Raw genomic sequence first — 26,461 nt, 5'->3', positions numbered from 1 at the left:
TTATTTGTTCATTAAGATTGATTTTATAGCTTGCACGTAGTCAATCCCGGAGATTTTATTAAGAATATTAAATGTAGTAAGATATTGATATTAATGTTTTTAAATATTTTTTTTAGCTGTTTTTTAATAAAATTCAGCTAATTTAAAGTAATGTTAAATATTGTTAATATAAATACATTGTAATGAACCAGTGTCGAAAAATAGAAAAACTAAAAACTACCTTTGTACCTGGAAATCATGAGAAACTATATTGTATATTTTTTAACGGCCCTTTTTCTTCTTTTCGTAGTGGAAAGCAAGATTAATGTGAGGACTCTAAAAAATAACTACAACAACCATACTTCTCAGAATTTACCCAAAAGAGCAAACCGCTTAAACCAGACTTACGAAAAACTTACCGTTCAGCAGTCACCTGATAATTTAGGAAATACTTATTCGCTTGAACTTGTGGAAGACAATTTTCAGTTTTCCGATACTTTTCAGGCAATGGTTGTTTTCGCAGGTGTTTTTACCTTGGTCTACATTTTTGGGTTAAAAAGCTTCAAAAAATTAAAGCCTGTCCTTTATGGCTTTTTATCAGAATTTTCTACCATTAGAAGATTTATTCTGATCCGTTCTATCAGAATTTAAACATGCTTTTCCGAAATATTTTCTGCTGACTTGTTCGGCGGGGAATACACTGCGTTGTGATGCCGGTAATCATCACATCGTCCGTATCCTCATTACCATTTTCCTATTTAAAACATTAACGATTTACATAAACTCTAACATTATGATTAAAAGAGTTGTCGCAGGCATTGCGCTAAGCAGTATTTTTTTGTTCACAGGTTGTAACAAGAAAAAAGAAGAAAAAGAAGAAGCCACAGTCTATCCCGTAACCTCGCCGCTGGTTATGGATACTGTGATCGACAAAGAATTTGTGGCTCAGATCAGATCTGTAAAGAACATCGAGGTTCGTGCCCAGGAAAAGGGTTTTCTCGAAAAAATCTTTGTAGATGAAGGCCAGTTTGTCCGTCAGGGACAGACCTTATTCCGGATTATGCCCAAACTCTATCAGGCAGAACTCCTGAAAGCACAGGCAGAAGTGGCCCAGGCTACGATTGAACTGAAAAATGCCAGTACATTGGCGAATAACAATATTGTTTCCAAAAATGAAAGAGCAATGGCTAAAGCCAAGCTGGATGCGGCCAACGCAGAAGCCAAGCTGGCACAGATCCACCTTTCGTTTACGGACATTAAAGCACCGTTTTCAGGGATTATCGACAGAATTCCTTTAAAACTGGGAAGCTTAGTGGATGAAGGGGATTTACTCACCTCCCTTTCAGACAATAACGATATATATACGTATTTCAACGTTTCAGAACCGGAATACCTGAATTACCAGAGAAATGTAGCTTCCAGAGGGAGTAACCAGGTGGCTTTGGTAATGGCAAACGGTGATGTATTCCCGCAGAAAGGAGAAGTGCAGACCATTGAAGGGCAATTCGACAGCGAAACCGGAAACATCGCCTTCAGGGCAAAATTCCCCAACCCGGACAAATTGTTGAGAAACGGCGAAACCGGAAAAATAAGAATGACGCTGCCTTTGAAAAACGCCATGCTTATTCCTCAGAAAGCAACTTATGAAATCCAGGATCAGAAATACGTCTTCGTTGTTGATAAAAACGGAACGGTAAAATCAAGAAACATAAAAGTAGCTTATGAGCTGCCTGACCTTTACGTGATAGCTTCAGGGCTTTCTACAGGAGATAAAATCCTGTTGGAAGGGGTGCAGAAAGTAAAAGACGACCAGAAAGTTCAGGTGAAGCAGCAGGATCCTAAAAAAGTTCTTCAGTCATTGAAATTAAAAGCAGAGTAGGACTCTTTAATGAAGTAAGTAATTATGTTTAAGAAATTCATTCGCAGACCTGTTCTGTCTATCGTAATCTCTCTGATTATCGTATTTATGGGCGTTTTATCGCTCACTAAACTGCCGGTTACCCAGTTTCCGTCCATTTCGCCGCCAAAAGTAAATATTACTGCGGAATATCCGGGAGCCAACAATGAATTGTTGATCAAATCCGTGGTTATTCCTTTGGAAAGGGGTCTGAATGGGGTGCCCGGGATGAAATATATGACTTCCGACGCCGGAAACGACGGTGAAGCATCCATCCAGGTGGTTTTCGATTTGGGAACCGACCCTAATGTAGCAGCTGTAAACGTTCAGAACCGTGTATCTTCCGTAGTAAACAAGCTTCCGCCTCTGGTAGTGCGGGAAGGGGTGAAAATTACCCGTGAAGAGCCTAACATGCTGATGTACATCAACCTTTACAGTGATGATCCGAAAGCCGACCAGAAATTCCTTTTCAACTATGCCGATATCAACGTGATGTCCGAATTGAAAAGGGTAAGCGGGGTAGGTTTTGCCGACATCCTCGGAACCAGGGAATATGCCATGCGTATCTGGCTGAAGCCGGACCGTTTAACCGCATACAGTATTTCAGCAGATGAAGTGATGGATGCCCTGAACCAGCAGAGTTTGGAAGCTTCTCCGGGTAAAACAGGGGAAAGCTCCGGAAAAAGATCGCAGTCCTTTGAATATATTTTAAAATACCCGGGTCGTTTCAATAATGAAAAAGACTATGGGAATATCATCCTGAAAGCCAATCCGAATGGAGAATTTATCAGGTTAAAAGATGTAGCCGATATCGAATTCGGTTCATCCATGTACGATATCTATTCTACCCTGAACGGTAAACCTTCGGCAGCGATCACAGTGAAGCAGTCATACGGTTCCAATGCAAGTGACGTTATTAAAAACGTAAAATCTTTGATGGCGGAATTGCAGAAAACAACCTTCCCGAAAGGAATGCACTATGACATCAGCTATGACGTTTCAAGATTTCTAGATGCATCGATTGAAAAAGTAGTCCATACTTTATTCGAGGCCTTTATCCTGGTAGCTATTGTGGTATTCTTGTTTTTAGGAGACTGGCGTTCGACATTAATTCCGGCCATTGCCGTTCCGGTTTCACTGGTAGGTACTTTTGCCGTGATGTCCGCCTTCGGGATTACTTTAAACATGATCTCGCTCTTTGCCCTTGTAATGGCGATCGGGGTAGTGGTCGATGACGCGATTGTAGTAATTGAAGCCGTCCACGCCAAGATGGAGGAAAAACATTTATCTCCTCTGAAGGCAACGGAAGAAGCAATGCACGAGATCAGCGGGGCAATTATCGCAATTACGCTCGTAATGGCATCCGTATTCATTCCGATTGCGTTCATGTCCGGTCCGGTTGGGGTTTTCTACCGTCAGTTCTCGATTACAATGGCTTCTGCGATCATCCTTTCCGGGGTAGTGGCCTTAACACTTACGCCGGCCTTATGTGCTTTGATCTTAAAGAACAACCACGGAAAACCGAAGAAAAGAACGCCGGTGACCATTTTCCTTGATAAATTCAACGGATTATTCAACAAAGGCGCAGGGAAATATGAAAAAATGCTGAATAAAACGGTAAAGAAAAAAAGCATTACCCTTCCTTTACTGTTAGCGTTCTGTGCATGCACCTTTTTCCTCAGCAACTCCCTTCCTTCAGGATTTATCCCGGCGGAAGACCAGGGGATGATCTATGCCATCATTCAGACGCCTCCGGGCTCCACGCTGGAGAGAACCAACCAGATTGCCAGGGAATTGCTGAAAGAATCGGAAGATATCGATGGAGTACAGTCGGTTTCCTCGCTTGCAGGATATGAGATTTTAACAGAAGGTACAGGTTCAAACTCCGGTACCTGTCTGATCAACCTTAAAAGCTGGGAAGACCGTAAAGAATCTGCCGGTGAAATTATTGAAAAGCTTGAAGAAAAAGCCAAGAATATTCCGGGTGCGAATATCGAATTCTTCCAGCCGCCATCCGTTCCGGGATATGGTGCCGCAGGAGGGTTTGAGCTTCGTTTGCTGGATAAAGCGGGAACCGGGGACTACCATAAGATGGAGCAGGTGAGCAACGACTTTGTGAAAGAGCTTAAAAAGCGTCCTGAACTGGGTTCTGCATTTACCTTCTATTCGGCGAGTTTTCCTCAGTATATGCTGAAAATTGACAACGATCTTGCCGAGCAGAAAGGAGTAACGATTGAAAATGCGATGGATAATTTATCTACGCTGATCGGTTCCAACTACGAAACCAGTTTCATCCGTTTCGACAGGCCTTATAAAGTAATCGTTCAGGCAGGTCCGCAATACCGGGCGTTACCTACGGATTTACTGAAGCTTTATGTGAAGAACGATAAAGGCGAAATGGTTCCTTATTCGGATTTCATGCATCTTGAGAAAGTATACGGTCTTTCCGAGATGACGAGACATAATATGTACAATTCGGCACAGGTGAGTGGAACTCCGGCACCGGGCTATAGTTCCGGACAGGCGATTGCAGCGATCAAGGAAGTGGCGGATAAAACCCTTCCGAGAGGTTTCGGGATCGACTGGGCAGGTATTTCAAAAGATGAAGTAAGCCGCGGTAATGAAGCAATATATATCTTCCTGGTATGTTTGGGATTTGTTTATCTTATTCTGTCCGCTCAATATGAAAGTTTCATTCTTCCGTTGCCGGTAATCCTTTCATTGCCGACGGGGATCTTCGGAGCGTTCTTATGCCTGAAATTATTAGGACTGGAAAACAACATCTACGCTCAGGTAGCAATGGTCATGCTCATCGGTCTCTTAGGTAAAAATGCCGTGTTGATTGTGGAATTTGCCGTACAGAAGAAAGCCGAAGAAGGAATTCCTGTTGCGCAGGCCGCCATTGAAGGGGCTGCCATCCGTTTCCGTCCGATCCTGATGACCTCATTCGCCTTCATCGCAGGATTGATTCCATTGGTGTTTGCAACCGGTCCGGGTGCAATCGGGAACCGGACCATCGGTACCGCTGCTGCCGGAGGAATGCTGATCGGAACCGTCTTCGGACTGATGATTATCCCTGGATTGTATTACATCTTCGGAACCCTGGCCGATAAGTCGAAACTGGCCAGATATGAAGAGGAAAACCCGTTAACAGAACAAACAGAACCGTATCAACACGATGATAAATATGAAGATTTATAATAAGTATATAGCAGCCATTGCCTTATCGCTTGTTTTAGCAAGCTGTAAGGCGCCGATGGCGACCGTCATAAAAGATGAGGTTAAAGAAAATGTACCTCAGAACTTTAATCAGGAAGATCAGGGAGACGCTAACAATAACAGCGGAACAACACCCTGGAGACAATTCTTTACAGATCCTAATTTAGTAGCGCTGATTGAAACATCGCTGAAAAACAATCAGGAGCTGATGATTACCCTGCAGGAAATTGAAATTGCCAAAAGCAATGTTCTTGCTAAAAAAGGAAGACTCGCGCCTACGGTTACTGCCGGAGGTGGTGCAGGAGTTACAAAAGTAGGACGTTACACCAGTGAAGGAGCCGGTGATGCCAGTACGGATATTGAACCGGGCAAAGCAGTGCCGGATCCAATCATGAATTTTGGTGGCGGACTAACGGCCAACTGGGAGATCGACATCTGGAAAAAGCTGAGAACCGAAAAAGAATCTGCTGTTGCCCATTATCTTTCCACGGTTGAAGGAAAGAATTTCGTACTGTCTAATCTGATTGAAGAAGTGGCAGACAATTATTATGATTTGCTTGCTCTCGATAACCAGCTGGATATCATTCAGCAGTATATAAAGCTTCAGCAGAAAGCGCTGGAAGTTTCAAAAATCCAGAAAGAAGCGGCGGCAGCTACGGAACTTGCCGTGAAGAAATTTGAAGCGGAACTGGCAAAATCCAAAGCAACGGAATATACCATCCGCCAGGAAATTACCGAAAAAGAAAATCAAATTAATGCCCTTTGCGGACGCTATCCGCAGCCGATTGTAAGAACGAAGGAAAACTTTATGACAACGATCCCGCAGACGGTGTATACGGGAATTCCATCCCAATTGCTGGCAAACCGTCCGGACATCAAACAAGCGGAACTGGAGCTGAAATCTTCAAAGCTGGATGTGGAAGCGGCAAGAAAAGAATTTTATCCTACGCTGGAAATTTCTGCCACCCTCGGATTGGAGGCTTTTAAACCTTCGTACCTCGTAAAACTGCCGGAATCTATGGCTGCAAGTCTTGCAGGGGAATTGGCCGGTCCGCTGATTAATAAAAGCGCGATTAAAGCCAATTTCCAGACTGCTGATGCAAGACAGATCCAGGCGTTGTACGAATATGATAAAACGATTTTGAATGCCTATCTGGATGTGGCGAATCTAATGTCGAAAATAAAAAACCTTGATCAGTATTACCAGCTGAAATCCCAGGAAACAAAATCGCTTGAACAATCGATAGATATTGCGAATCAGCTGTTCCGGAATTCACGCGCCGATTATCTGGAGGTTCTTCTGAACCAGAGAGATGCGCTGGATGCCAAAATGGAACTGGTGGAAGCAAAACAAAAACAGCTGAGTACAGTTGTCGATATTTACAAAAGCTTAGGCGGAGGCTGGAAGTGATTGTAAATCCTTAATGTTTTAAAAAGAAAAGAGGCTGCCCGCAAGGGACAGTCTCTTTTCGATTAAAACTGAAAATGTTAGTAAAAAGAAGGTCGTATAAAACAACCTTTCTTCCCCTCATTACCTAATTTCACAAACAGGCAACTACATTAATTGTATAAATGGTTATTAATTTTTATAAAAATGGTTATTAGTTTATAAAAAAAATTAAATTTTAAAAAAACCAGCCTTCCCTAAAAGTAATTATTCCGATTAAGGAAGGTGGTGAGATTTATGAATAGAATCATCATGTTTTTTCTATTAGTTTTTACCCTGAAATTTATCTTACCGTGTTTTTTTAGCTGTTCTATTCATATCATCTTAAAGGTGGTCTCAGTTTAGTTTTGTTTTCGGTTTGTTTTCTGAGTTCGAAATTATAATCTTGCCGTGATAAAAAAAAATGGTTGTTGTCTCGATTTATAAATTATGACGTCTTAATTCGTGAATTAGGGATATTTAATGGGCTGATCTTTAATTTATTATTTTGTAAAATAGAAATAGTTCGATATTTGCTATTAATTCAATCTTCAATGATAAAAACTAAGGTATTTTATGTACTTTTGACCCCGGATTGTAGAGAAAATAATTTACTAAGGTGGTCAAAAAACTATTATTTCTCATTTTTACCGGAATTTTTACAGCCCTCCTGTCTCAGGATGGCTATAGTGATTTCTATAAACTGCGTGAGAAATATGAAAATTTTCCTGAAAATGATCAGAAAGCCTTTCCTTTTCTTCAACCATATATTAATAAGGCGAAAAAGGAAAAGAACTATGAAAAACTCGTTCAGGGATATAAAGACGCGGTATATTATGCTTTCTTAAGTGAAGATAAGCTGAAATATGCCGACAGTATGATCTGGGCCGCCAACCAGTCCAGAAGTGAAGATCTCCGGATTATTTCACATATCGATAAAGGAGTGGTGTATTATTACCACTACAAAAAATATCAGCTTGCCCTTAACGAGTACCTCGAAGCCTATAAATATTCGAAAAACACAAAAAATGAGTACCTCAGATACCAGAACCTGTATCATATCGGGGTTATCAAAAGCTATCTCGGGTACTATGACGATGCTTCCGAGCTCTTTATGAAATGTCTTGAACATTACCGGGGGAAAACAAGACAGATTACTAAGCTTCATCCGAACGAGATTTACAACAATAAAAAAGGATACCTGAACAGCCTCTATCAGCTTGTTATCTGCTATAGGCATCTTGGAAGGTATCAGGAAGCCGATGCTGCCATACAGACGGGCTTTTCAGAAATTGGCGAAGATCCTGAATATGATCTTGAAAAAGGATACTTTCTGCTTTCAAGAGGGATTTCTGAATACCGGAACAACCGGTTTCCGTCTGCCTTAAAAAATTTAAACGAATCTTTGCCTGCTATCAAGGGCAGCCGTGATTTTGCCAGGCTTTCGGTGGGTTATTTTTACATCGGGAAAAGCTATTCCAGTCTCAAAAAGACGAAAGAATCCATTGTTTATTTTAAAAAGATCGATTCCATCTTCCGAAAGCACCAGTTTATGCTTCCTGAATTAAGGGAAAACTATGAAATCCTGATTGATCATTCTAAAAAGGAAAAAAATCAGGTGCAACAGCTGTATTATACCAGTCAGCTTCTGAAGGCAGACAGTATTATGTCTAAGGATTTCATTTACCTTTCGCCGAAAATGCATAAAGATTACGACACCAATACCTTGCTGGAAGAAAAAGATAAGCTGCAAAAGATCAACTATCTTGGGACAATCATTATTATCGTTCTGATTGTTTGGGCAGTAGGGCTTGTGGCTTTATTAACGAGGAGACATAAAAAAGCAAAAGAAATTCAGCAGAAATATGTATTGGTAGAAGAGAAATTTGCTGCAACCCAAAGCGTAGAAAAAGAAAAAGAGGAAATAACAGCTATCCCGATTATAGAAGAGAAAAAATCCGGGCTGAACGAAAATAAGGTCGAAGAGCTGTTGCAAAAACTGAAAATTTTTGAAGAGAAAAAAGAGTTTACCCAAAAAGGTTTAACGATCAGTAAGCTGGCCGCCCAACTTGGTACTAATTCCAACTACCTTTCCCAGGTTATCAACGAATATAAAAAGGTTAATTTCAACAAATACCTGAGCGAGCTCCGGATCAATTACATCACTAACCTTCTTTTTGAGGATAAAAGATATTTAAAATACAATATCGAAACCCTCGCCAGAGAATGCGGCATCGCATCCCGGCAGAATTTTTCAGATCTCTTCTTCGAGATCAATGGCATCCGACCTACGGACTTTATTAAGAAGAGGCGGGAGGAGCTTGAAAGTAACGGGAATATATAATATACTTACATTTTGAAGTTTTAAGTTTACATTAATTGATAAAAATAATTTGAAGTTTCATGATTAAAAATATGGAAAGATAAGTGACTTACAATAAACATTTGCTTCATGGAAAAGAGTGAAATACTCGGAAAGTGAAATTTCATATTGCACTGTAAACAAAGTGTTTAAAATGTTCAGATTAAATTGCCTATATGTGTAATTATATTTTTCAGAATATTATTTTCTTAATGATTATTTTCCTTTATATATACTTTGTATTGGATTTTAAATTTAGCAAAGAAGATTTTAACTTTAAAAATTATTTAAAAAAGAGGAAAAAGCAATCTAGCTTGTCAATGTTTATGGATATAAATGGTTGGCAGGCAGCCATTGCAGCCTTGGTCTTTACTATAGTATACTTCTTTATTAAGCGTGGCGTTTTAACTGATATTTTAAGCGTTTTTAAAATTAATCTTTGTTAATTCCCTATTGTATCAAAACAATAACCATTATACTCTGCAGCCTCTTTTATTTTCATAAAAAGAGAATTCTATAAAACCGGAACGAAGCAAAAAGATCTATCTTTGTAATCTTCGGAAAGACTCTGAAAGAATTAAAAACCAACCAAATCCACCATGAAAAAGCTCATCTTCATTCTCATAAGCCTTCTTATTCTCCTGATCATTATTGTTTTAATTAAAACATTTACTTACTCTTTTAAAAAAGTAAATGCCAATACTACTTCAGGCTGGAAAATCGTTAAAAATGACTCCGCTATCCAAAGATTTTCAGGCGGGCTGAAGATTCCGACGGTTTCTGCTGGGGAATTGGGAAAGTTTGATTATTCCACATTTGATACTATTAAAGAATATCTTAAAACATCGTATCCGCTGGTGTACGAAAACACAGAATTTGTGGAAATCAATAAATACGGGCTGGTTTTTAGATTGCAGGGCAGTGATCCGTCTCTTCATCCCATTTTGTTTCTTTCCCATACCGATGTCGTTCCTCCGGGAGAGGCAGCGGTAAAAGATCAAAGCGGAAATGTTTTCAGGCCGGATGATAAACCTTTGCCTCCGGTTTCCCAAGTGGCTGAAGAATGGGATTTCGGACCGTTTTCGGGAGCGGTGGCCAACGGAAGGATCTACGGAAGAGGAGCCATCGATATGAAAGGAATGCTCTTTTCCCTGATGGAATCAATGAATAATTTAATTAAAAGCAAACACATCCCGAAACGCGATATTTATCTGGCTTTTGGTTTTGATGAGGAAGTCGGCGGACAAGAAGGTGCTGCAAAAATTGCAGCTTATTTTAAAGGAAAAAATCTGATGTTCGACGCGGTTTATGACGAAGGCGGATTGATTCTTGAAAAAGGGAGCGTCGCGGGGATCAATTCAGAAGTAGCGGTTATCGGTTGTGCAGAAAAAGGATTTCTGTCGGTGAAAATTAAAGTCAAAGGATTGGGCGGGCATGCTTCCATGCCTCCGACGGAAAGTGCGATCGGGAAAGCAGCAGTCATCATGCAAAGGCTGGAGCATGACCAGATGAAACCGATGATTACGCCTTTGATTAATCAGTTCTTCACCAACATCGGTGGTTCCATGTCTTTCGTCAACCGCATGGGAATTGCCAATCAGTGGCTGCTGAAACCTGTGCTTCTGTCGCAGCTCACCAAAAATAATTCTACCAATGCCTTGGTACGTACAACAACGGCCTTAACGATGATGAAAGGAAGCGACGCACCCAATGTGTTGTCGCCGGAAGTGGAATTTATCGTTAATTTCAGGCTGCTTCCCGGAAATACGGTACAGGAAGTGAAAAAGCATATTGCAAAGGCCATCAAAGGTTTTGATGCGGAAATCGAAGAAATTGATAATGTAAAAGAAGCTTCTGCAGTTTCTCCTACCGATACCAAAGCTTTTAAATTAATTGAAGCTGCCATTAAAGAGATTCATCCGACAGCCATTGCAACACCGTATCTTACCGTTGGAGCGACGGATGCTTACAAATACCAGATCGTCAGTAAAAATATTTACCGTTTCATGCCGATTAAGATCAACGATGCGGAAAAACAGTCTATCCACAGCACCAACGAATATCTGAGCATTGAAAACTACATGAAAATGATCCATTATTTTGAGTACATCATGCGGAACTATGAATAAATATATGATTGATGATTTAGATTGATGATTGATTTTTTGTTTAAACATCCGGTGTCTAATTTCGTAGAGTCTAAGTGATGTCATCCTGAGCGCGAAGCAGTCGAAGGATTCCCCCTTCCGATCAGAGTTTTATCTTATAGCAAATAATAAAATAAAAATAAATTCAAAATAAAAAATAACACGTCAAGTTTTGACGCATTAGTGATATAGCTTTGTTTCATCAAAAAACAGAGTTATGGAACTGCCCTTATATTTAAGCTTTAATGAATTTGAAAAATACTATTACGACAACCTTGAAAAATGGTTCGGGGAATATCACAATTCCAGCGAGACAGACTATCTGAAAGCACTTTCCGAATTGTACAGCCCTTATCTGTATTATAATTTTTCAAACGGCAGGCTGCAGGCCGACGCTTCGATCCAGATCAAAGACTGCTTTTTTCCATATTACGACAAGATCGGAATTTCTTTCTGTACGACAACCTGTGAAAAAGGCAAAGCTGCCAAAAACGCCAAGTATCTGAACCATCAGTTTGAATGGAAAACCATCACCATGATGGAGTATGCCCAGCATGTCTTGGATAAGATCAACCGGTATCTGACCAAAAATAACATCAAAGACTCCGGAAATATCCTGGATTTCATCAACCAACACGATATTATTACTTCCCGGGAAGGAGCTGGCTATTGTGTAGATTACAACAAGCACCAGTCAACGCTGCCTTTTCTGAAAGCCTATCTTCCGGTGCACGGACAAACCGTAAATATCGCTCTGTACAGGGATTTTCTTTTCTCCGTTGTTCAGATTGCGGAATGCATCGATCATAAATTAAAAGAAGTTCGCGCCTTTGAGAGTACGCTGTATGCAAAACTAAAATCGGAAGCCAAATTTAAGGTTCAGATGAGCCATCAGTTCCTCACGATGTGCAACTGATCCTAACCAACCACCACATTCACAATCATCATATAGCTCAATGGTTTGAAAATTAGTTGGTACTCTTTTCAAACAGCAATCCCGGTCTTTCAGTCCGGGATTTTTAAGATTACGTTTAAATTATTTTTTGGAATAGTTATCACTTACGATCATATAAAATGTATTATCAGCTAAATTAAATTGATAATAAAGATTATCTTTTTTATAAACCATAAAGCAAATCAAATCTTCTGTATTTTTTAGTGATCTTAAAATTGAAATTAATTCACTAAATGAAATATCCTCTTTATATAAATCTGGGTTTTTACTGCTAATAAATGATTGAATAACTACAAAATCTGATAAAGAATTTGCTTTTTTAACTGTTTGATACCATAGCTCTTCACTTTCTTCACCTTTTGCTGTTAAAAGAGAAAATTTTGATATATTATTTTCTTCATTATTAGATTCTAGTAGTATTTTAGAATTTTTAAAATTATATATTCTAGATTCCAGACCGAATTTAGATTTTTTATCCAAATTTTTTAAGTTTAAACCCTTTTCAAATTCACTAAAATTTTTCTTATAATAAGAAGTAACTTTTAAAATATCATCAAAAGTCTGAGCTTGAATTATACTTATGAATGAAAGACAAAAAATGCATAATATTAGTTTTTTTTCCATGGGTCATTTTTTAGTTTAATAAATATAATAATTCTAAGATTTAAAATTTGTAAATCTCATAGAAAAATTTTAATTACGCTAAAAACATGTCTAATGTAAATAGCAAAAAAGTCTTAGATTAAAAACCTAAGACTTTGATTTGCAGAAAGGAAGGGATTCGAACCCTCGATACAGTTACCCGTATACTACCTTTCCAGGGTAGCTCCTTCAACCACTCGGACACCTTTCTTTATTCGAGATTGCAAAAGTACGATAATATTTTTAATATGCAAATCGAAACGGGAATTATTCTGAAATTTCTCCGCAAAGGCTGCGGGAGAAGTTCTCAGCAAAGTTTCCCTCGTAATTAGGATTATCGATGAGATGCATCGCTTTGGTGATCGCACTTTCCGCGGTCATGTCTTTTCCGCTGATGGCACCGATCCTTGAAAAGATATTGCTGTTTTCATACTTGCCGAATGAAATTCCTCCTGATATACACTGGCTTACCACAACGATCTCCGTTCCGTTGTTCCGGATCTGCTGCAAGGTTTCTACCGTTTTTTCACTGCTGAAAATGGTGCCCGAGCCGAATACCTGGAGGATCAGCACTTTCATTTTTGGGATTTCCTTAAAATGATTCAGGTTCATTCCCGGGAAAATTCTCCAGAAAATAATATCTTCTGAAATATGGTCGTCCACATGAAATCCGATCTCAGGATCACGGCGGTAAAGATTTTCTTTAATAATATTCAGATGAACACCTGATTGCCCGAGAATAGGGTAGTTCGGACTTGCATACGCATCAAAATACTCGGCAGAATATTTAAGCGTACGGTTTCCTCTCAATAATTTGTATTCAAAATAAATGGCGACTTCCCGGATCACCGCTCGGTCATTCTCATACAGGCTGGCGTAATATAGGCTGGTCAGTAAATTTTCTTTAGCATCGGTTCGCAGATCACCGATGGGCAGTTGCGAACCGGTTAAGATCACGGGTTTGGTCAGTCCTTTCAGCATAAAGCTGAGTGCAGAAGCGGTATACGACATCGTATCCGTTCCGTGGAGAATTAGGAATCCATCAAATGCATCATAATTTTTGCGGATGTAGTGAGCGATTACTTTCCATTCTTCCGGGCCCATATCCGAAGAGTCCAGTGGTATTTCAAAAGGATGTACAAAAACTTCGCATTCCATCAGTTTCATTTCGGGCATTTTTTCAAAAATATTTCCAAAATCAAAGGCGCGGAGGCTGCCGGTTTCATAATCTTTCTCCATACCGATGGTTCCACCGGTATATATCAACAGGACTTTTCGTTTCATACAGGAACTTTATTAGAATTTTTACCCTTACTCAAAAGGATTCCTCAAAATTACGTTAATTTGCAAAGATTTGAAAACGGATGAAAGATTTAGTACAAACATTTGAGTATTTAAAACAGTTTTTAACGGAAGAAAGATTAACGAAAATTGAACATTTCTCTCAGGAAAGCTCGGACTTTGTGCTGCCTGTGGTGGAGGATATTTACCAGTTCCGGAATGCGGCGGCAATTGTACGTTCCGTAGAAGCCTGCGGTTTTCATAAGGTGGTGGCTTTACAGGAAGAATACAGCTTTGAACCGAATCTTCGTGTTACCAAAGGCGCCGATACCTGGGTGGACGTAGAAAAGATGCCCAGAAACATGGAATCTTTCCAGGAAATCAGAAACCGAGGGTATAAAATCCTTGCGGTTTCGCTGGAGAACAATGCAACTATGCTCCCGGATTATGAGATCACCGAGCCCGTAGCCTTGGTTTTTGGGACCGAAATGGAAGGCGTTTCCCAGGAAATTCTGGATTTTGCCGATGAAACCTTAGCTATCCCGATGTACGGCTTTACGAGGAGCTTCAATGTATCCGTAGCGGCTTCCATTTGTATGTACGAATTAAAGCAAAAGCTGATCAAATCGAATATTGATTATAAACTGAACGAGGAAAAACTCCTGAAAATGAAAATCCGCTGGGCCGTAAATTCCATCAGGAGCGGACAGCAGATTTATTGATAAATATCTCAGAGAACAGAATATAGAATGGGTGTAAAAGCCCTTAAAATGAAAGAAGACCTGCGAAAGGTCTTCTTTTTTATATTAATTGATAATAATTCCAAGCCGCAACAAAAATTCCCGCTGTTTCTGTTCTCAGCCTTTGATGGCCCAAGGAAACCGCTCTGATATTTTTTTCGGATAAAAAGGATATTTCTTTTTCTGAAAAATCGCCTTCCGGCCCGATAAGAAAAGTAATGTTTTCGGATTTCGGAATTGCTTTAAGATCCATCCTTTCCAGATTTTCATGACAATGAGCGACAAAAGTAGTTTCAGGATCCGTATGTTTAAGAAAATCCTGGATCTTAACAAGATCATTAGTTACCGGAAAATGGAACCGAAGACTCTGCTTGGAGGCTGAAACGGCCTGTTTGCGGAGCTTGTCGATATTCACATTTTTACGCTCCGTTTTTTCGGTCTGTAGCAAAGTGATTTCTGAAATTCCCATCTCAACGGCCTTCTCAACAAAAAACTCAATCCGGTCGATGTTTTTGGTAGGTGCAATGGCAATATGAAGTTGCGGGCTGAAGCCGGGAAGATCGTTTTTGATTTCGCTGACATGCATATTGGCTTTCTTGCCTTCGATCAGTAAAGTTCCGGAAGCCAGGTTTCCTTTTCCGTCGGTGACATGAATTTCTTCACCCTCTTTCATCCGAAGGACCTTTACGATATGCTGCTGTTCTTCGTCGTTGATCAATACCTGGTTTCCTTCGATTTCGCCGTAAAAAAGTTTCATAAAAAATAGTAGTTTTAAAAGAAAATCTCATTCTCGCTCAAAAATGCAACTCCGGTTTTTATGGTCGTGTAAATATCGCCATCACAGTCTCTGTACGAACAAGCATAAATTTCTTCAATCCACTTGTTATTCATAAAAATTAAATTCAGGTATTCGTTTTTTCTTAAATTATTTTTGATGGACAGGTAGTCGCCTTCTTTCGGTTCATAAGCAAAACTGAATACATTTTCCGAATTGATTTTTTCTACGATTTCTTCTTTTATATTTTGAACATATCCGGTCTCTGAACTTATCATTAAATAATCTTCGTCTTCATATTTTTCGGACACCTCGTTCTTTCCGGTAATTGTTTCCAGTACCCAATAATATTTTGAGTTTTTCTTGGAATGTGTTCCCAGAATTTTTTCTTCTAATAATATTTTCATAAATCGTATTTTGCCGTTGCCGTTGTTCTCAGATCGGTAAATTCGCCTCTTTCAAATTTCAGCTGTGTTACCATGGCGATCATTGCCGCATTATCGGTGGTATATTCAAATTTCGGAATGTAAATGTTCCAGCCGAGTTTTTCATGATTGTCCTGCATAGCTTTCCTCAAAGCGGAATTGGCAGAAACGCCGCCGGCAATGGCCACTTCGGTAATCTGTAAATCCTTCGTTGCCTTTTCCAGCTTGTTCATCAGGATCTCAATAATGGTTTTCTGAACGGAAGCACATAGATCGTTGATATTGTTTTTCACAAAATCCGGATCTTTCCGCACTTCTTTCTGGATAAAATACAGCACGGAAGTTTTAATACCGCTGAAAGAATAATCGTATTGCTCCATTCTCGGTTTGTTGAACTGGAAGGCATCGGGATTACCTTCTTTGGCAAGACGGTCGATAATCGGCCCTGCCGGATAATCCAGATCAAAGATTTTTCCGATTTTATCAAAAGCTTCTCCTGCAGCATCGTCGATGGTTTTCCCGATAATTTCCATATCGAAATAGTCCTTTACGAGAACGATCATCGTATGTCCGCCGCTTACCGTAAGACACAGGAAAGGGAATTTTGGCGGCATAGGATTTGCATCTTCGATGAAATGCGCTAAAATATGCGCCTGGAGGTGGTTTACTTCAATAAGCGGAACATCCAGACTCATTGCCAGAGACTTAGCAAAAGAAGTTCCCACAAGAAGAGATCCTAAAAGTCCAGGTCCACGCGTAAATCCTATCGCAGAAATAGCATTTTGTTGTATATTTGCTTGGGATAAAGATTTTTCAACAACGGGAATGATATTTTGCTGATGCGCACGCGAGGCCAGTTCGGGAACAACACCGCCGTACTCCTTATGGATCGCCTGGTTGGCCGCAATATTCGACAGAATAGAATTTCCCTTGATGATAGCTGCTGATGTGTCGTCACAGGACGATTCAATACCTAAAATTATAGAGTCGCTCATAATAATGGCAAAGTTAGAGAATAATAACGAGAATGAGAACAAAAAATCGGTAGCTGAAAACTTAGGTAATCAGGTACAGAAGGCTGTTGAAAATGCAGGAGGTGCTGTAAAAGAAACAGTAAAGGAAGCCTCTGAGCTGGCTTCGGATGCCATTAGCCATCCTGTTCAGACCGCCGAGGAATTCGGGAAGCAGGCGGTGAAAGATGTTACCAGCTACACTTGGTGGGCAAAGCTTCTTCTGATTCTCTTCTGGCTGGGCCTTGCCCTTGTAGCGGCAATCTTTATCATCATCAACCTTCCTGCCACTAAACAATGGGCAGCAGATCAGGCATTGCAGGTAGTAAACCGTGATTTTAAGGCGCAAATGTCCACAGAAAGCGTTGAAGTAAACTTTTTCGGAAACGTAAAGATCAAAGGTCTGAAAATTAAGGATTACAAAGGGTACGATTTCATTCAGTCCAAAGAATTCATTGCGAATTCCAACTGGTTTTCCCTGGCTTCCAACATTACGAAAAACAATTCCATAATTTTTAATTCCCTTACTTTAAAGAATGCTGATGTAAAAGTCATCACGTATAAAGGTGACAGTATTTCCAATTTCATCCGTTTTACCCAGCTGTTCGACAGTGGGAAGAAGAAGAATCCCAACAAACCCCCTTTTCAACTGGATTCCAGGCTGCAGATCCTTGATTCCAAAGTTTCCATTGTAAATCTGAATTCTCCCGGCGAAAAAGGAAAGTGGCTGACAGCTACCAATTTCAATCTTATTGCTCCGAATGTAAAAGTCAACGGAAGAAATATTTCAGGACTGATCAATAACATGACGTTCACAACAACAAGATGGGGAAAATCTCATTTTGTGGATACCTTCTCTACGGAACTTTCGATGACGCCGGATTATCTCTTTCTGAAAGACCTTACCTTAAATACCGATCACTCGCTTTTGCAGGGTGATATTAAATTCAATCTTCACGATGACGGTTCGTGGGCCGATTTTGCAGATAAAGTAAAATGGGACATGAACCTGATGCTGGGAAGCCAGCTGAGTGGATACGACATCAGCTATTTTGTGACGAATTGGGACAATTTCAAGCCATTCAATATCTCCGGAAAGATGACGGGACCGCTGAACGGTTTCAAACTTGATAACTTCCTGATCCGCAATCCCGATGTGAATATCGCAACGAAAACCATGAGGGTTAATAGGCTGCTGAAAGGGAACTTTTTAATTGAAACCAACGACCTTTCAGCTGATTTTACCTATAAAAATCTGAAAGCCATGATGCCTACATTCATTTCTACGAAAATGAAAAACTTTGCTGATGATTTCGGAAAGCTGAAATACAATGGGACCGCCAGTGTAAATCCGAACCGAGTATATGTTTCAAAAGGAAATCTGATGACCGGAATCGGCCAGGCTAAAATCACGAATTTTTCTTTAACGGATTACAGTTCTTCCTTACCGAAATATGCCGGGATTGCAGAGGTAAAAGATCTGAACACTTCCGTTATTACCAAAAATAAAACGGTAGGATTGATTTCCGGAAGGTTTAACATCAATGGGCAAAGTTTCGACGTGAATACAATGAGACTGACGACAAAATCCCAGATTTCAAGCATTGAAATTATGAATAAAGAGATCAATAACCTATATCTCGACGGGTTACTGGATCATAAAAAATACAACGGTCTCATTACCGTTAACGATGAACAGGCCAAGGCGACCATCAAAGGTTTAATTGATTTCAGTACTTCTCGGGTTTCGATGAATGTAAATGCGGATGTCGGTTATTTAAACATGAATTATTTTACCAACAAACCGGGTAAACAGATTGTAAGCGGAAAAGTGAACGGTAAAATGGCGATGTCTTCTATTAATGATCTGACGCTGGATGTAGAAGCAAACAATATTAATTTTGCTACGGCAACGCAGAAATATTCTATTCCGAATGCGAAAGTAAAAACCTTCATTGAAAACGGCGGCCGCGTGATTGATGTGGATGCTCCGGGCGCCGTGAACGGGAAGATTTCCGGAAGATACAACCTGGGCGATCTTGCCGGCATGGTGGAAAACGGCCTAAATAAGATTCTGGTAGGGCCTGCGCCGAGAAGAATATACCGCGGCCAGAATTTTACCATGAATTTCGATGTGCAGCAGGGGCTGGTAAGTTATTTTTTACCGGATCTGAAAATTCCGCAGGGTGCAAAAGTGGAAGGACGATACGATGGAAATTCAAACAATCTAATTTTGAATCTTGATGCCGCTGCTCTGAAATATATCATGACCAAAACGGAGGATATTACGGAGGCCGATAAAGCATTGGCTGCTGCAAATCCCGATTACCAGATTAACAACAGGAACAATATTACCCGGGACAGCGCAATGGTAGACAGTGTGATGGTACGCATCAACACCGCCAATCTTGATGAGCAGATCTATGCCAAAATCAGCAGGGTCTTATACAATAAGAATGTTCTGAAAGATATTACCTTGAGCGGGAAAAATGAAAATAATACCGTTCTGCACCTGGCGGCAAAATTCAAACATGGAAGTCCGGAAGACGAGATGGACGATAATATGAAAGATTATGCCATCAATGTAAACCAATCTACCAATGCTGGTGGAGATTTTGTATTCAGGTTTGAGCCGACGGAAGTGAAATTCAATAATGTGACCTGGGCTATCGATACCAGTGCTGAACTGAACCATTCCATCACCTACCGTAAAAAAGAGGGGGATTTCGATATTCAGAACCTGAGGATCTATTCGGAAAACAGTGCTTTGTTTATAAAAGATGCGCAGTTTAAATCGGCCAAGGATTTCTATGTAGATGCGGAGGTCGATAATTTTGCCATCGAGAAGCTGCTGGAAATGCAGGCCGGGGGAAATACGATGAATATCAAAGGGCTGGCGAACGGAAGCGTTAAAATCCGAATGGATAAAAACACGCTTCAGCCTTTGGTGGATATGACGGTTGATGATATCATGATGAACGGCAATGATATGGGCGATATCACGATTTCTGCAACAAACAGTTATTCCCTGAATGTATATGATGTCGATATTAAAGTAAATTCGGCAGGAATCATTGGAAATAACAGTCTTCATGTAACCGGAACCGTTAATAACAATACTTCATCCCCGACGATTGATCTAACTGCAGAAATGAGGGATTTTGATGTTGCTTTTGCCCAGCAGTTCGTAACAACGGTTTTCGGAAATTTAAGAGGAAAGGCAACCGGGGATCTTAAAATTGCCGGTAAGTTCAGCGATCTGGATTACAGCGGCGATATTGCCCTGAAAGGTTTCGGGTTAAAACTTTTATTTACCGGAGTGGAATATTCTTTTGATGATACCGTAATTCCTTTAACGAAAGGCCTTGCGATTCTTAACAATATTGAAGTTCATGACGGAAGGAGCAACTCCAAAGGAAATATCTCCGGAGCGATCCAGTTTGAGAGCATTTCCTCACTAGGAGTCAACCTCGTGATGAGGGCAGATAATTTATTGGTGCTGAATACCACACAGAAAGATTACGATCTTTTCTGGGGAAGGGTGTACGGGCAGGGTGATCTTTATGTGGACGGACCTGTGACGGGATTGAATATCACTACCCCTAATATGAAAGCGCTGAACGGAAGCACCTTTACCTTTAATTCCGGCTCAACGTCCAATGTAGAAGAATTTAAAATGCTGAAGTTTCTGAAAGAAGGAAAAGACGGATTGGTTACGCTTGACGACAAAAAGAAAACCGGAGCCAACATGAATATCGATTTTGCGCTGGATGTGGATAAAGGGACTACTGTAAACGTATTGATCGGGGATGATGTCGGGAACATTACGGTAAAAGGAGCCGCAGAAAGGCTTCACTTCCAGATGAGCCGCCAGGGGAATATCGCCATGAACGGGACATATAGGGTAGACAACGGAACTTTTGTTTCCAAAGCGATTCTGAACAAAACCTTCCAGATCGAAAAGGGCAGCAGCATCCGCTGGGACGGTGATGCAATGAAGCCGGCACTGGATATAACGGCGAATTATGTAAGGATGGTTTCCAATGCAGGGGAATACCTGAATATGGGCAGCCTGCAGCCGATCAGTATCCTGCTTCAGGCCAACATCACCCAGTCTCTGGTTGATCCGAAAATCGACCTGAATGTAACGGCACTCGACGTTTCCAGTCAGGTTAAAGAAACGCTGGCAGCCAAAATGAGCCAGGAAGGAGAGAAAGTCCTTCAGTTCGGTTCGGTATTGCTACTGAACAGCTTTAATGTTTCCAATACCGGTGGAGTAGATGTAAATGTGGCTGATGTAGCCCAAAACCAAGGGTATAATATTCTCTTAAAACAGCTCGGCTCTGTGCTTAATGCCATGAGTAATGAATTCCAGATTGATCTTAATTATGTAAAAGGAGATCAGTATTCCAATATCGGAGACCGGGCGAATGCAGGGGTAAGCTTTGCGCTTTCACCAAGGGTTAAAGTAAAAACAGGATTGGGGATTCCTTTAACGAAAACTGAAAATACCGATACAAATTACCTGTCCGGCGAAGGAACCATCGAATATGATATTTCTAAGAAAAATGACGGAAGCCTGGTATTGCGGGGATATTCCAAGCCATCCAATATCGGCCTTGTAAATGGGGCCGGTTCAAACGGTACTGCCAATCAGGCATATGGTGGAGGTATCGTATGGACCAAGAGCTTTAATTCTCTATTTAAAAAGAAGAAAAAAGATAAAAAAGTCCAGGATTCTCAGAAAGAAATAAAAACAGATTCTACAAAATCAGACGGAAAATAATTCTGATTTTTTAATGATTTTTATCATCTGTGTTAATTATTGTTAATGTTTGAGATAATTTTTTTACTTAAATTATTTTTTATAAATTTGCAAAAAATACATTGTTTTTTTAAGAAAATTGTAATTGAACTAATATGAACTATCAACTGGACGAAATAGACAAGAAAATTCTTGATTTCTTAGTAGAAAACACAAGAATGCCTTTTACAGAAATTGCAAAGCAGATGGATGTTTCTGCAGGTACAATTCACGTAAGAGTGAAAAAGATGGAGGATGCAGGTATTATTTTGGGATCATCTCTTAACATCGATTACGGAAAGCTGGACTACCATTTCACTGCTTTTATCGGGATTTTATTAACGAAATCAAACCGTACCCAAGAGGTATTGAAAGAACTGACAAGCATTCCTAACGTAATTGAAGCAAGCGTTATTTCAGGAAAATATAATATTTTCTGCAAAGTAAGAGCGAAGAATACGGAAGATGCCAAAAGAATTATCTACCAGATCGATGATATTCAGGATGTCATGAGAACAGAAAGTATGATTTCTATGGAAGAATACCTAAGCGACAAAAACAGATTGATCAACGCAATCTCCGTCTAAGCAAATTTTAAACGAATTATACTAAAGAACTTATGAAATCTCTCGTAAGTTCTTTATTTTTGTACCTATGGAAGAATACAGCTATTTTGATGAGGACCCGAAGAAAGGATGGGGATTTGTTCTGGCTTTTGCCGCTTTGTTGTTGTTTACAGTGATGGGTTTCGGTATCGACCTGGATGAATACCTGCAGCATGAGTACCTGAATATTCCCAGATGGTATTTCTTTATTATCTTTACCATAGACGCTTTAATGGTAGTCAGCCTTATTCTGATGTTCTTTTACAGGAAAATCGGGATTTTTTCCTTTCCGGCATTGCTTGTCCTGCACTTTTTTATGCACAATTACTATTTATCGACTTTCCTTTATACGGATGTTACCAACCTTTTCCTTTTTACGGGTTTCGGGATGCTGGCGATTATTCCGAAGTGGAAGTTTTTCAGATAGTAGTTTATTTAATCATCAGAGAAAAACATTTACTGAAAAAAAAGAAGACACAAAACTAAGATAAAAAGAAAGCATCCCGAAAAGGATGCTTTCATTATATTTTTTCAGAAATATTAAGCTAAAATTCTTTTCACGGCTTCCTGTACCGCAGCAGAATCAATCTTATATTTTTTCATCAGCTCGGCAGGCGTTGCAGATTCCCCGAAGGTATCGTTTACTGCTACAAACTCTTGTCTTGTCGGTCTTCTTCTAGCCAGCATTCCGGCAATGGATTCTCCTAATCCTCCAAGATAGTTGTGCTCTTCAGCCGTTACGATCTTTCCGGTCTTTTCAACTGATTTTAAGATGATTTCTTCATCAAGAGGCTTGATTGTATGGATGTTGATCACTTCGCATGAAATACCTTCTTTTTCAAGCTCGTCTGCAGCAACAAGAGATTCCCAAACCAGGTGACCGGTAGCAACAATCGTGACATCCGTTCCTTCCTGAAGCAAAATTCCTTTTCCGATTTCGAAAGGCATATCTTCAGGAATAAAAACCGGAACCGTAGGTCTTCCGAATCTTAAATAGACCGGACCTTCATGATCGGCGATCGCCAGGGTAGCAGCTTTCGTCTGGTTATAATCACAAGGGTTGATTACCGTCATTCCCGGAAGCATTTTCATCATCCCGATATCTTCTAAAACCTGGTGCGTCGCCCCGTCTTCCCCTAGCGTAAGACCTGCGTGGGATGCACAGATTTTAACATTCTTATTGGAATAAGCGATAGACTGACGGATCTGGTCGTACACTCGGGAAGTAGAAAAGTTTGCAAATGTTCCTGTAAAAGGAATTTTCCCGGTAATGCTCAATCCGGCAGCAAGGCCCATCATGTTGGCTTCTGCGATACCTACCTGAAAGAATCTTTCCGGAGCCTTTTCAATGAATTTCTCCATCTTCAAAGAACCGATAAGGTCTGCGCAAAGGGCAACAACATTAGGGTTTTTGTCAGCAAGCTCAGCCAATCCGGCACCGAAACCTGAACGGGTATCCTTTTTTTCTGTATATGTAAATTTCATTTTGTTCTAAATTATTATTAAAGATTACGTATTGCCAATTATTTATTGCTTATCATTAATAATCAGCAGGAGCTTCCAGGTACAACTGTTTGATGGCGGTTGCCAATTGCTCGTCACTCGGTGCTTTCCCGTGCCATGCGTGTGATCCCATCATAAAATCAATTCCGTTACCCATCTGTGTATGAAGAATAATCGCTACCGGTTTTTCTTTTCCGGTTTCCGTTTTTGCTTTTTCAAGAATGGCAATTACCGCTTCAAGGTCGTTACCGTTTTTCTCTTCAAGAACCGTCCATCCGAATGCTTCCAGCTTCGCGTGAAGATCCCCTAAGTTCAATACATTATCGGTGCTTCCGTCGATTTGCTGACCGTTATAATCAATCGTAGAAATGATATTATCAACCTTTTTACCGGCAGCATACATAAATGCTTCCCAGTTCTGGCCTTCCTGCAATTCTCCGTCCCCCTGTAAGGTATATACCAAAGAGTTGTCTCCGTCCAGCTTCTTTCCCTGGGCAGCTCCTAGAGCTACCGAAAGCCCTTGTCCAAGGGATCCGGATGCTACTCTGATACCCGGCAGTCCTTCATGGGTCGTCGGGTGGCCCTGCAATCTTGAATCCAGTTTTCTGAATGTTCTCAATTCGTCCACCGGGAAAAATCCGGATCTGGCCAAAGTAGAATAGAATACCGGAGAAATGTGTCCGTTCGAAAGATAAAAATGGTCTTCGCCTTTACCTTCCATGGTGAAAGGAAGCTTGTAGTTCATTACTTTTCCGTAAAGGGCCGTGAAAAATTCAGTACAGCCTAAACTTCCTCCCGGGTGGCCGGAATTCACAGCATGAACCATTCTTAAAATGTCTCTTCTGATTTGCGTAGTAAGAGATTTTAACTCTTCGATACTTTTACTCATTGTGTAAGATTTATATGCAGAGCGAATTTACGATATTTTAACGGCTTACGGAAATCTAAAGACCCGGATTTCAGGTCCAGGTCGAAGTTTTTGTCATTGTTCACCTTAAAGGGATTTGAAGGGTTTCTCTTTAATAAGGTAAAGTCTTACAGGGTTTTAGATGGAATTAATCATAAAATTTATGATATCAAACGATTTTCAGATACGATTTCTGCCGTACCAGCCAAAGTCCGATAAAAGTAAGCAGCCCGTTCAGTACAATCAGCTCAACGCCGATGCGGTAATCGGTGTAAGCCGTTACCAGGTAATTGATCAGATAAGTGATCACCGGAGCCAGGATCGTCACGGCCAGGATGGAATATTTTCTTGAGATCTGGAATTTTGTAAAAATCCCGAAAGCAAAAAGTCCCAGCAAAGGTCCATACGTATACCCCGCAATTTCCATGATAAGGTAAACGATGGATTTATCATTCAGTGCTTTGAAAATCATGATTAATATAAAGAAAACGATGGTAAACGTCAAATGAACTTTCATACGCAGCCGTTTCTTTTCTTTTTCGGTTTTGTTCCGGTCTTCATTAAGATTCAGGAGATCTACACAATAGGAACTGGTAACCGCCGTCAGCGCCCCGTCTGCCGAAGGGAATAAAGCTGAAATCAGCCCGATGATAAAGATCACCGAAATGATCATCGGGAAATGTCCCTGAAGAGATAAAGCCGGGAACAGGTCGTCGCCCATGATGTTTTTAATTTCACCTCCGGCATCTTTAAACCCGAAAATATTTGTTACTGTTTCCCCATTGATCTGTCCGTATTCGGCACCGTGCTGCAAAGCAAAAAGGTAGAGAAGCCCTCCCAAGAAAAGAAAGGCTAGGTTAACAAAAAGCAGGGTTCCGGCAAAAGTCAGCATGTTTTTCTTAGAATTCTTCAGGTTGTCCACCGAAATATTTTTCTGCATCATTTCCTGGTCAAGGCCGGTCATGGCAATGGTAATGAAAATTCCGCCGAGAATCGTTTTCAGGAAAAAGGTTTTGGAATTCGGATCGAAATTAATAAAATGGGTATAATTTTTCTGTTCTAAAATAGAGTAGGCTTCCCCTGCAGATAAATTTAAATTCGATAAAATATAAACAATACAGGCAATTAAACTGATGATCATGAAAGAAGTCTGCAACGTATCGGTAATCACGATCGTCTTTACTCCGCCTTCAAAAGTATAGAGAAGAACCATCAGCAGAAGCACCAGCGCCGTCACCCAGAACGGAACGCCCAATCCTTCCAGTAAAAAGATCTGCAGGACGTTCACCACCAGGTACAGCCTTGCCGTCGCCCCGATCGCCCTTGAAATGATAAAGAATATGGAACCGATCTTATGCGCTTCCACGTTGAACCTCTTCCCCAGATAGGTATAAATCGAGGTAAGATTCATTTTGTAATAGAGCGGTAAAAGGATTGCGGCAACAATAAAATAGCCGATAAAGAACCCAATCACCATCATGTAATATTCGAAACCGCCGTAGATGTATTCGCTTCCTGTCATTTTACCGACGGTCCCGGGAACGGAAATGAAAGTTACCCCGCTCAGGCTGGTTCCGATCATCCCGAAAGCCACCAGCCACCATTTACTTTTTTTGTTACCGATGAAAAAAGACTGGTTATCGGAATTTCGGCTCGTAAAATAAGAAATAACCAATAATCCGATGAAATAGACAAAAACAAACAGCAGGAGAATAGTTCCGGAATTCATGCTTTAATTTAAATTTTAGCAAATATAGTTTTTTTCTCTTCTGCCTAAAAAAGAA

The 26,461-nt window shown here is 40.3% G+C and carries 20 protein-coding genes and 1 tRNA gene; 12 read left to right on the top strand and 9 right to left on the bottom strand.

Features of this window, described 5'->3' with window-relative positions; all coding sequences use genetic code 11:
* Positions 1-237 precede the first annotated feature (237 nt).
* The 8 genes from QE422_RS17845 (at position 238) to QE422_RS17810 (ending at position 11,946) form a co-directional block, all read left to right on the top strand.
* Positions 238-630 (top strand): hypothetical protein, encoded by a 393-nt coding sequence (locus QE422_RS17845; RefSeq protein WP_307461419.1) that lies wholly within the window; start codon positions 238-240, stop codon positions 628-630.
* Positions 631-775: 145 nt separating this feature from the next.
* On the top strand, positions 776-1,858 hold the full coding sequence (locus tag QE422_RS17840; protein WP_373463442.1) for an efflux RND transporter periplasmic adaptor subunit: 1,083 nt from the start codon (positions 776-778) through the stop codon (positions 1,856-1,858).
* A gap of 24 nt (positions 1,859-1,882) precedes the next feature.
* Complete coding sequence (locus tag QE422_RS17835) at positions 1,883-5,077, top strand: efflux RND transporter permease subunit (protein WP_307461415.1); 3,195 nt, start codon at positions 1,883-1,885, stop codon at positions 5,075-5,077.
* A complete protein-coding gene (locus QE422_RS17830; RefSeq protein WP_307461414.1) occupies positions 5,064-6,506 on the top strand; it encodes a TolC family protein in 1,443 nt (480 codons plus the stop codon). The genes QE422_RS17835 and QE422_RS17830 overlap by 14 nt, the downstream gene beginning before the upstream one ends.
* 634 nt (positions 6,507-7,140) lie before the next feature.
* On the top strand, positions 7,141-8,865 hold the full coding sequence (locus QE422_RS17825; protein WP_307461412.1) for a helix-turn-helix domain-containing protein: 1,725 nt from the start codon (positions 7,141-7,143) through the stop codon (positions 8,863-8,865).
* Positions 8,866-9,059: 194 nt separating this feature from the next.
* A complete protein-coding gene (locus tag QE422_RS17820) occupies positions 9,060-9,329 on the top strand; it encodes a hypothetical protein (protein ID WP_307461411.1) in 270 nt (89 codons plus the stop codon).
* 153 nt (positions 9,330-9,482) lie between these two features.
* A complete protein-coding gene (locus QE422_RS17815) occupies positions 9,483-11,012 on the top strand; it encodes a M20/M25/M40 family metallo-hydrolase (RefSeq protein ID WP_307461409.1) in 1,530 nt (509 codons plus the stop codon).
* Positions 11,013-11,247: 235 nt separating this feature from the next.
* Complete coding sequence (locus QE422_RS17810; protein WP_307461407.1) at positions 11,248-11,946, top strand: hypothetical protein; 699 nt, start codon at positions 11,248-11,250, stop codon at positions 11,944-11,946.
* Between the two features lie 120 nt (positions 11,947-12,066).
* On the opposite strand, the gene QE422_RS17805 is transcribed toward QE422_RS17810, so the two are convergent.
* The 3 genes from QE422_RS17805 to QE422_RS17795 all read right to left on the bottom strand — a co-directional run bounded on the left by QE422_RS17805 (position 12,067) and on the right by QE422_RS17795 (position 13,911).
* Complete coding sequence (locus QE422_RS17805; RefSeq protein ID WP_307461405.1) at positions 12,067-12,609, bottom strand: hypothetical protein; 543 nt, start codon at positions 12,607-12,609, stop codon at positions 12,067-12,069.
* Between the two features lie 142 nt (positions 12,610-12,751).
* A tRNA-Ser gene (locus tag QE422_RS17800) sits at positions 12,752-12,838 on the bottom strand.
* A gap of 56 nt (positions 12,839-12,894) precedes the next feature.
* Positions 12,895-13,911 carry an asparaginase gene (locus QE422_RS17795; protein ID WP_307461404.1) on the bottom strand — a complete coding sequence of 339 codons (1,017 nt, stop codon included), beginning with the start codon at positions 13,909-13,911 and terminating at the stop codon, positions 12,895-12,897.
* An 80-nt stretch (positions 13,912-13,991) separates the two neighbouring features.
* Between QE422_RS17795 and QE422_RS17790 the strand changes: the two genes are divergently transcribed.
* Positions 13,992-14,630, top strand: coding sequence for a TrmH family RNA methyltransferase (locus QE422_RS17790; protein ID WP_373463415.1), 639 nt, complete (start codon positions 13,992-13,994; stop codon positions 14,628-14,630).
* Positions 14,631-14,709: 79 nt separating this feature from the next.
* Here QE422_RS17790 and QE422_RS17785 read toward each other — a convergent pair whose 3' ends face one another.
* Genes QE422_RS17785 through tsaD form a run of 3 tightly spaced genes read right to left on the bottom strand, consistent with a single transcriptional unit; the run spans position 14,710 to position 16,843 of the window.
* A complete protein-coding gene (locus QE422_RS17785; protein ID WP_307461402.1) occupies positions 14,710-15,405 on the bottom strand; it encodes a 16S rRNA (uracil(1498)-N(3))-methyltransferase in 696 nt (231 codons plus the stop codon).
* 14 nt (positions 15,406-15,419) lie between these two features.
* Positions 15,420-15,830 carry a hypothetical protein gene (locus tag QE422_RS17780; protein ID WP_307461400.1) on the bottom strand — a complete coding sequence of 137 codons (411 nt, stop codon included), beginning with the start codon at positions 15,828-15,830 and terminating at the stop codon, positions 15,420-15,422.
* Complete coding sequence (gene tsaD, locus QE422_RS17775) at positions 15,827-16,843, bottom strand: tRNA (adenosine(37)-N6)-threonylcarbamoyltransferase complex transferase subunit TsaD (RefSeq protein ID WP_307461398.1); 1,017 nt, start codon at positions 16,841-16,843, stop codon at positions 15,827-15,829. Before tsaD ends, QE422_RS17780 begins: the two co-directional genes overlap by 4 nt.
* A 4-nt stretch (positions 16,844-16,847) precedes the next feature.
* Between tsaD and QE422_RS17770 the strand changes: the two genes are divergently transcribed.
* The 3 genes from QE422_RS17770 to QE422_RS17760 all read left to right on the top strand — a co-directional run bounded on the left by QE422_RS17770 (position 16,848) and on the right by QE422_RS17760 (position 22,694).
* A complete protein-coding gene (locus tag QE422_RS17770) occupies positions 16,848-21,644 on the top strand; it encodes a translocation/assembly module TamB domain-containing protein (protein ID WP_307461396.1) in 4,797 nt (1,598 codons plus the stop codon).
* 134 nt (positions 21,645-21,778) lie between these two features.
* The gene (locus tag QE422_RS17765) at positions 21,779-22,249 is read left to right on the top strand and encodes an Lrp/AsnC family transcriptional regulator (protein ID WP_146941612.1); all 471 of its coding nucleotides are present in this window, start codon (positions 21,779-21,781) and stop codon (positions 22,247-22,249) included.
* Between the two features lie 67 nt (positions 22,250-22,316).
* Positions 22,317-22,694: a hypothetical protein gene (locus tag QE422_RS17760; RefSeq protein ID WP_307461394.1), complete on the top strand. Its 378-nt coding sequence runs from the start codon at positions 22,317-22,319 to the stop codon at positions 22,692-22,694.
* A gap of 113 nt (positions 22,695-22,807) precedes the next feature.
* On the opposite strand, the gene QE422_RS17755 is transcribed toward QE422_RS17760, so the two are convergent.
* The 3 genes from QE422_RS17755 to QE422_RS17745 all read right to left on the bottom strand — a co-directional run bounded on the left by QE422_RS17755 (position 22,808) and on the right by QE422_RS17745 (position 26,406).
* Complete coding sequence (locus QE422_RS17755) at positions 22,808-23,752, bottom strand: transketolase family protein (protein WP_307461393.1); 945 nt, start codon at positions 23,750-23,752, stop codon at positions 22,808-22,810.
* A 55-nt stretch (positions 23,753-23,807) separates the two neighbouring features.
* On the bottom strand, positions 23,808-24,659 hold the full coding sequence (locus QE422_RS17750; RefSeq protein ID WP_307461392.1) for a transketolase: 852 nt from the start codon (positions 24,657-24,659) through the stop codon (positions 23,808-23,810).
* Positions 24,660-24,846: 187 nt separating this feature from the next.
* The gene (locus tag QE422_RS17745; protein ID WP_307461390.1) at positions 24,847-26,406 is read right to left on the bottom strand and encodes a sodium:solute symporter; all 1,560 of its coding nucleotides are present in this window, start codon (positions 26,404-26,406) and stop codon (positions 24,847-24,849) included.
* Positions 26,407-26,461: the final 55 nt, after the last annotated feature.

The organism is Chryseobacterium sp. SORGH_AS_0447 (genome assembly GCF_030818695.1).
Taxonomy (GTDB): Bacteria; Bacteroidota; Bacteroidia; order Flavobacteriales; family Weeksellaceae; genus Chryseobacterium.
Note: the sequence above shows the minus strand (reverse complement) of the source record. Positions and strands in the feature narration are given on the sequence as shown.

Bases quoted from the DNA above. Each gene is read 5' to 3' on its own strand.
- QE422_RS17845 (WP_307461419.1), top strand. From the start codon at position 238: ATGAGAAACTATATTGTATATTTTTTAACGGCCCTTTTTCTTCTTTTC.
- QE422_RS17835 (WP_307461415.1), top strand. From the start codon at position 1,883: ATGTTTAAGAAATTCATTCGCAGACCTGTTCTGTCTATCGTAATCTCT.
- QE422_RS17830 (WP_307461414.1), top strand. From the start codon at position 5,064: ATGAAGATTTATAATAAGTATATAGCAGCCATTGCCTTATCGCTTGTT.
- QE422_RS17820 (WP_307461411.1), top strand. From the start codon at position 9,060: ATGTGTAATTATATTTTTCAGAATATTATTTTCTTAATGATTATTTTC.
- QE422_RS17815 (WP_307461409.1), top strand. From the start codon at position 9,483: ATGAAAAAGCTCATCTTCATTCTCATAAGCCTTCTTATTCTCCTGATC.
- QE422_RS17810 (WP_307461407.1), top strand. From the start codon at position 11,248: ATGGAACTGCCCTTATATTTAAGCTTTAATGAATTTGAAAAATACTAT.
- QE422_RS17805 (WP_307461405.1), bottom strand. From the start codon at position 12,609: ATGGAAAAAAAACTAATATTATGCATTTTTTGTCTTTCATTCATAAGT.
- QE422_RS17795 (WP_307461404.1), bottom strand. From the start codon at position 13,911: ATGAAACGAAAAGTCCTGTTGATATATACCGGTGGAACCATCGGTATG.
- QE422_RS17790 (WP_373463415.1), top strand. From the start codon at position 13,992: ATGAAAGATTTAGTACAAACATTTGAGTATTTAAAACAGTTTTTAACG.
- QE422_RS17785 (WP_307461402.1), bottom strand. From the start codon at position 15,405: ATGAAACTTTTTTACGGCGAAATCGAAGGAAACCAGGTATTGATCAAC.
- QE422_RS17780 (WP_307461400.1), bottom strand. From the start codon at position 15,830: ATGAAAATATTATTAGAAGAAAAAATTCTGGGAACACATTCCAAGAAA.
- tsaD (WP_307461398.1), bottom strand. From the start codon at position 16,843: ATGAGCGACTCTATAATTTTAGGTATTGAATCGTCCTGTGACGACACA.
- QE422_RS17770 (WP_307461396.1), top strand. From the start codon at position 16,848: ATGGCAAAGTTAGAGAATAATAACGAGAATGAGAACAAAAAATCGGTA.
- QE422_RS17765 (WP_146941612.1), top strand. From the start codon at position 21,779: ATGAACTATCAACTGGACGAAATAGACAAGAAAATTCTTGATTTCTTA.
- QE422_RS17760 (WP_307461394.1), top strand. From the start codon at position 22,317: ATGGAAGAATACAGCTATTTTGATGAGGACCCGAAGAAAGGATGGGGA.
- QE422_RS17755 (WP_307461393.1), bottom strand. From the start codon at position 23,752: ATGAAATTTACATATACAGAAAAAAAGGATACCCGTTCAGGTTTCGGT.
- QE422_RS17750 (WP_307461392.1), bottom strand. From the start codon at position 24,659: ATGAGTAAAAGTATCGAAGAGTTAAAATCTCTTACTACGCAAATCAGA.
- QE422_RS17745 (WP_307461390.1), bottom strand. From the start codon at position 26,406: ATGAATTCCGGAACTATTCTCCTGCTGTTTGTTTTTGTCTATTTCATC.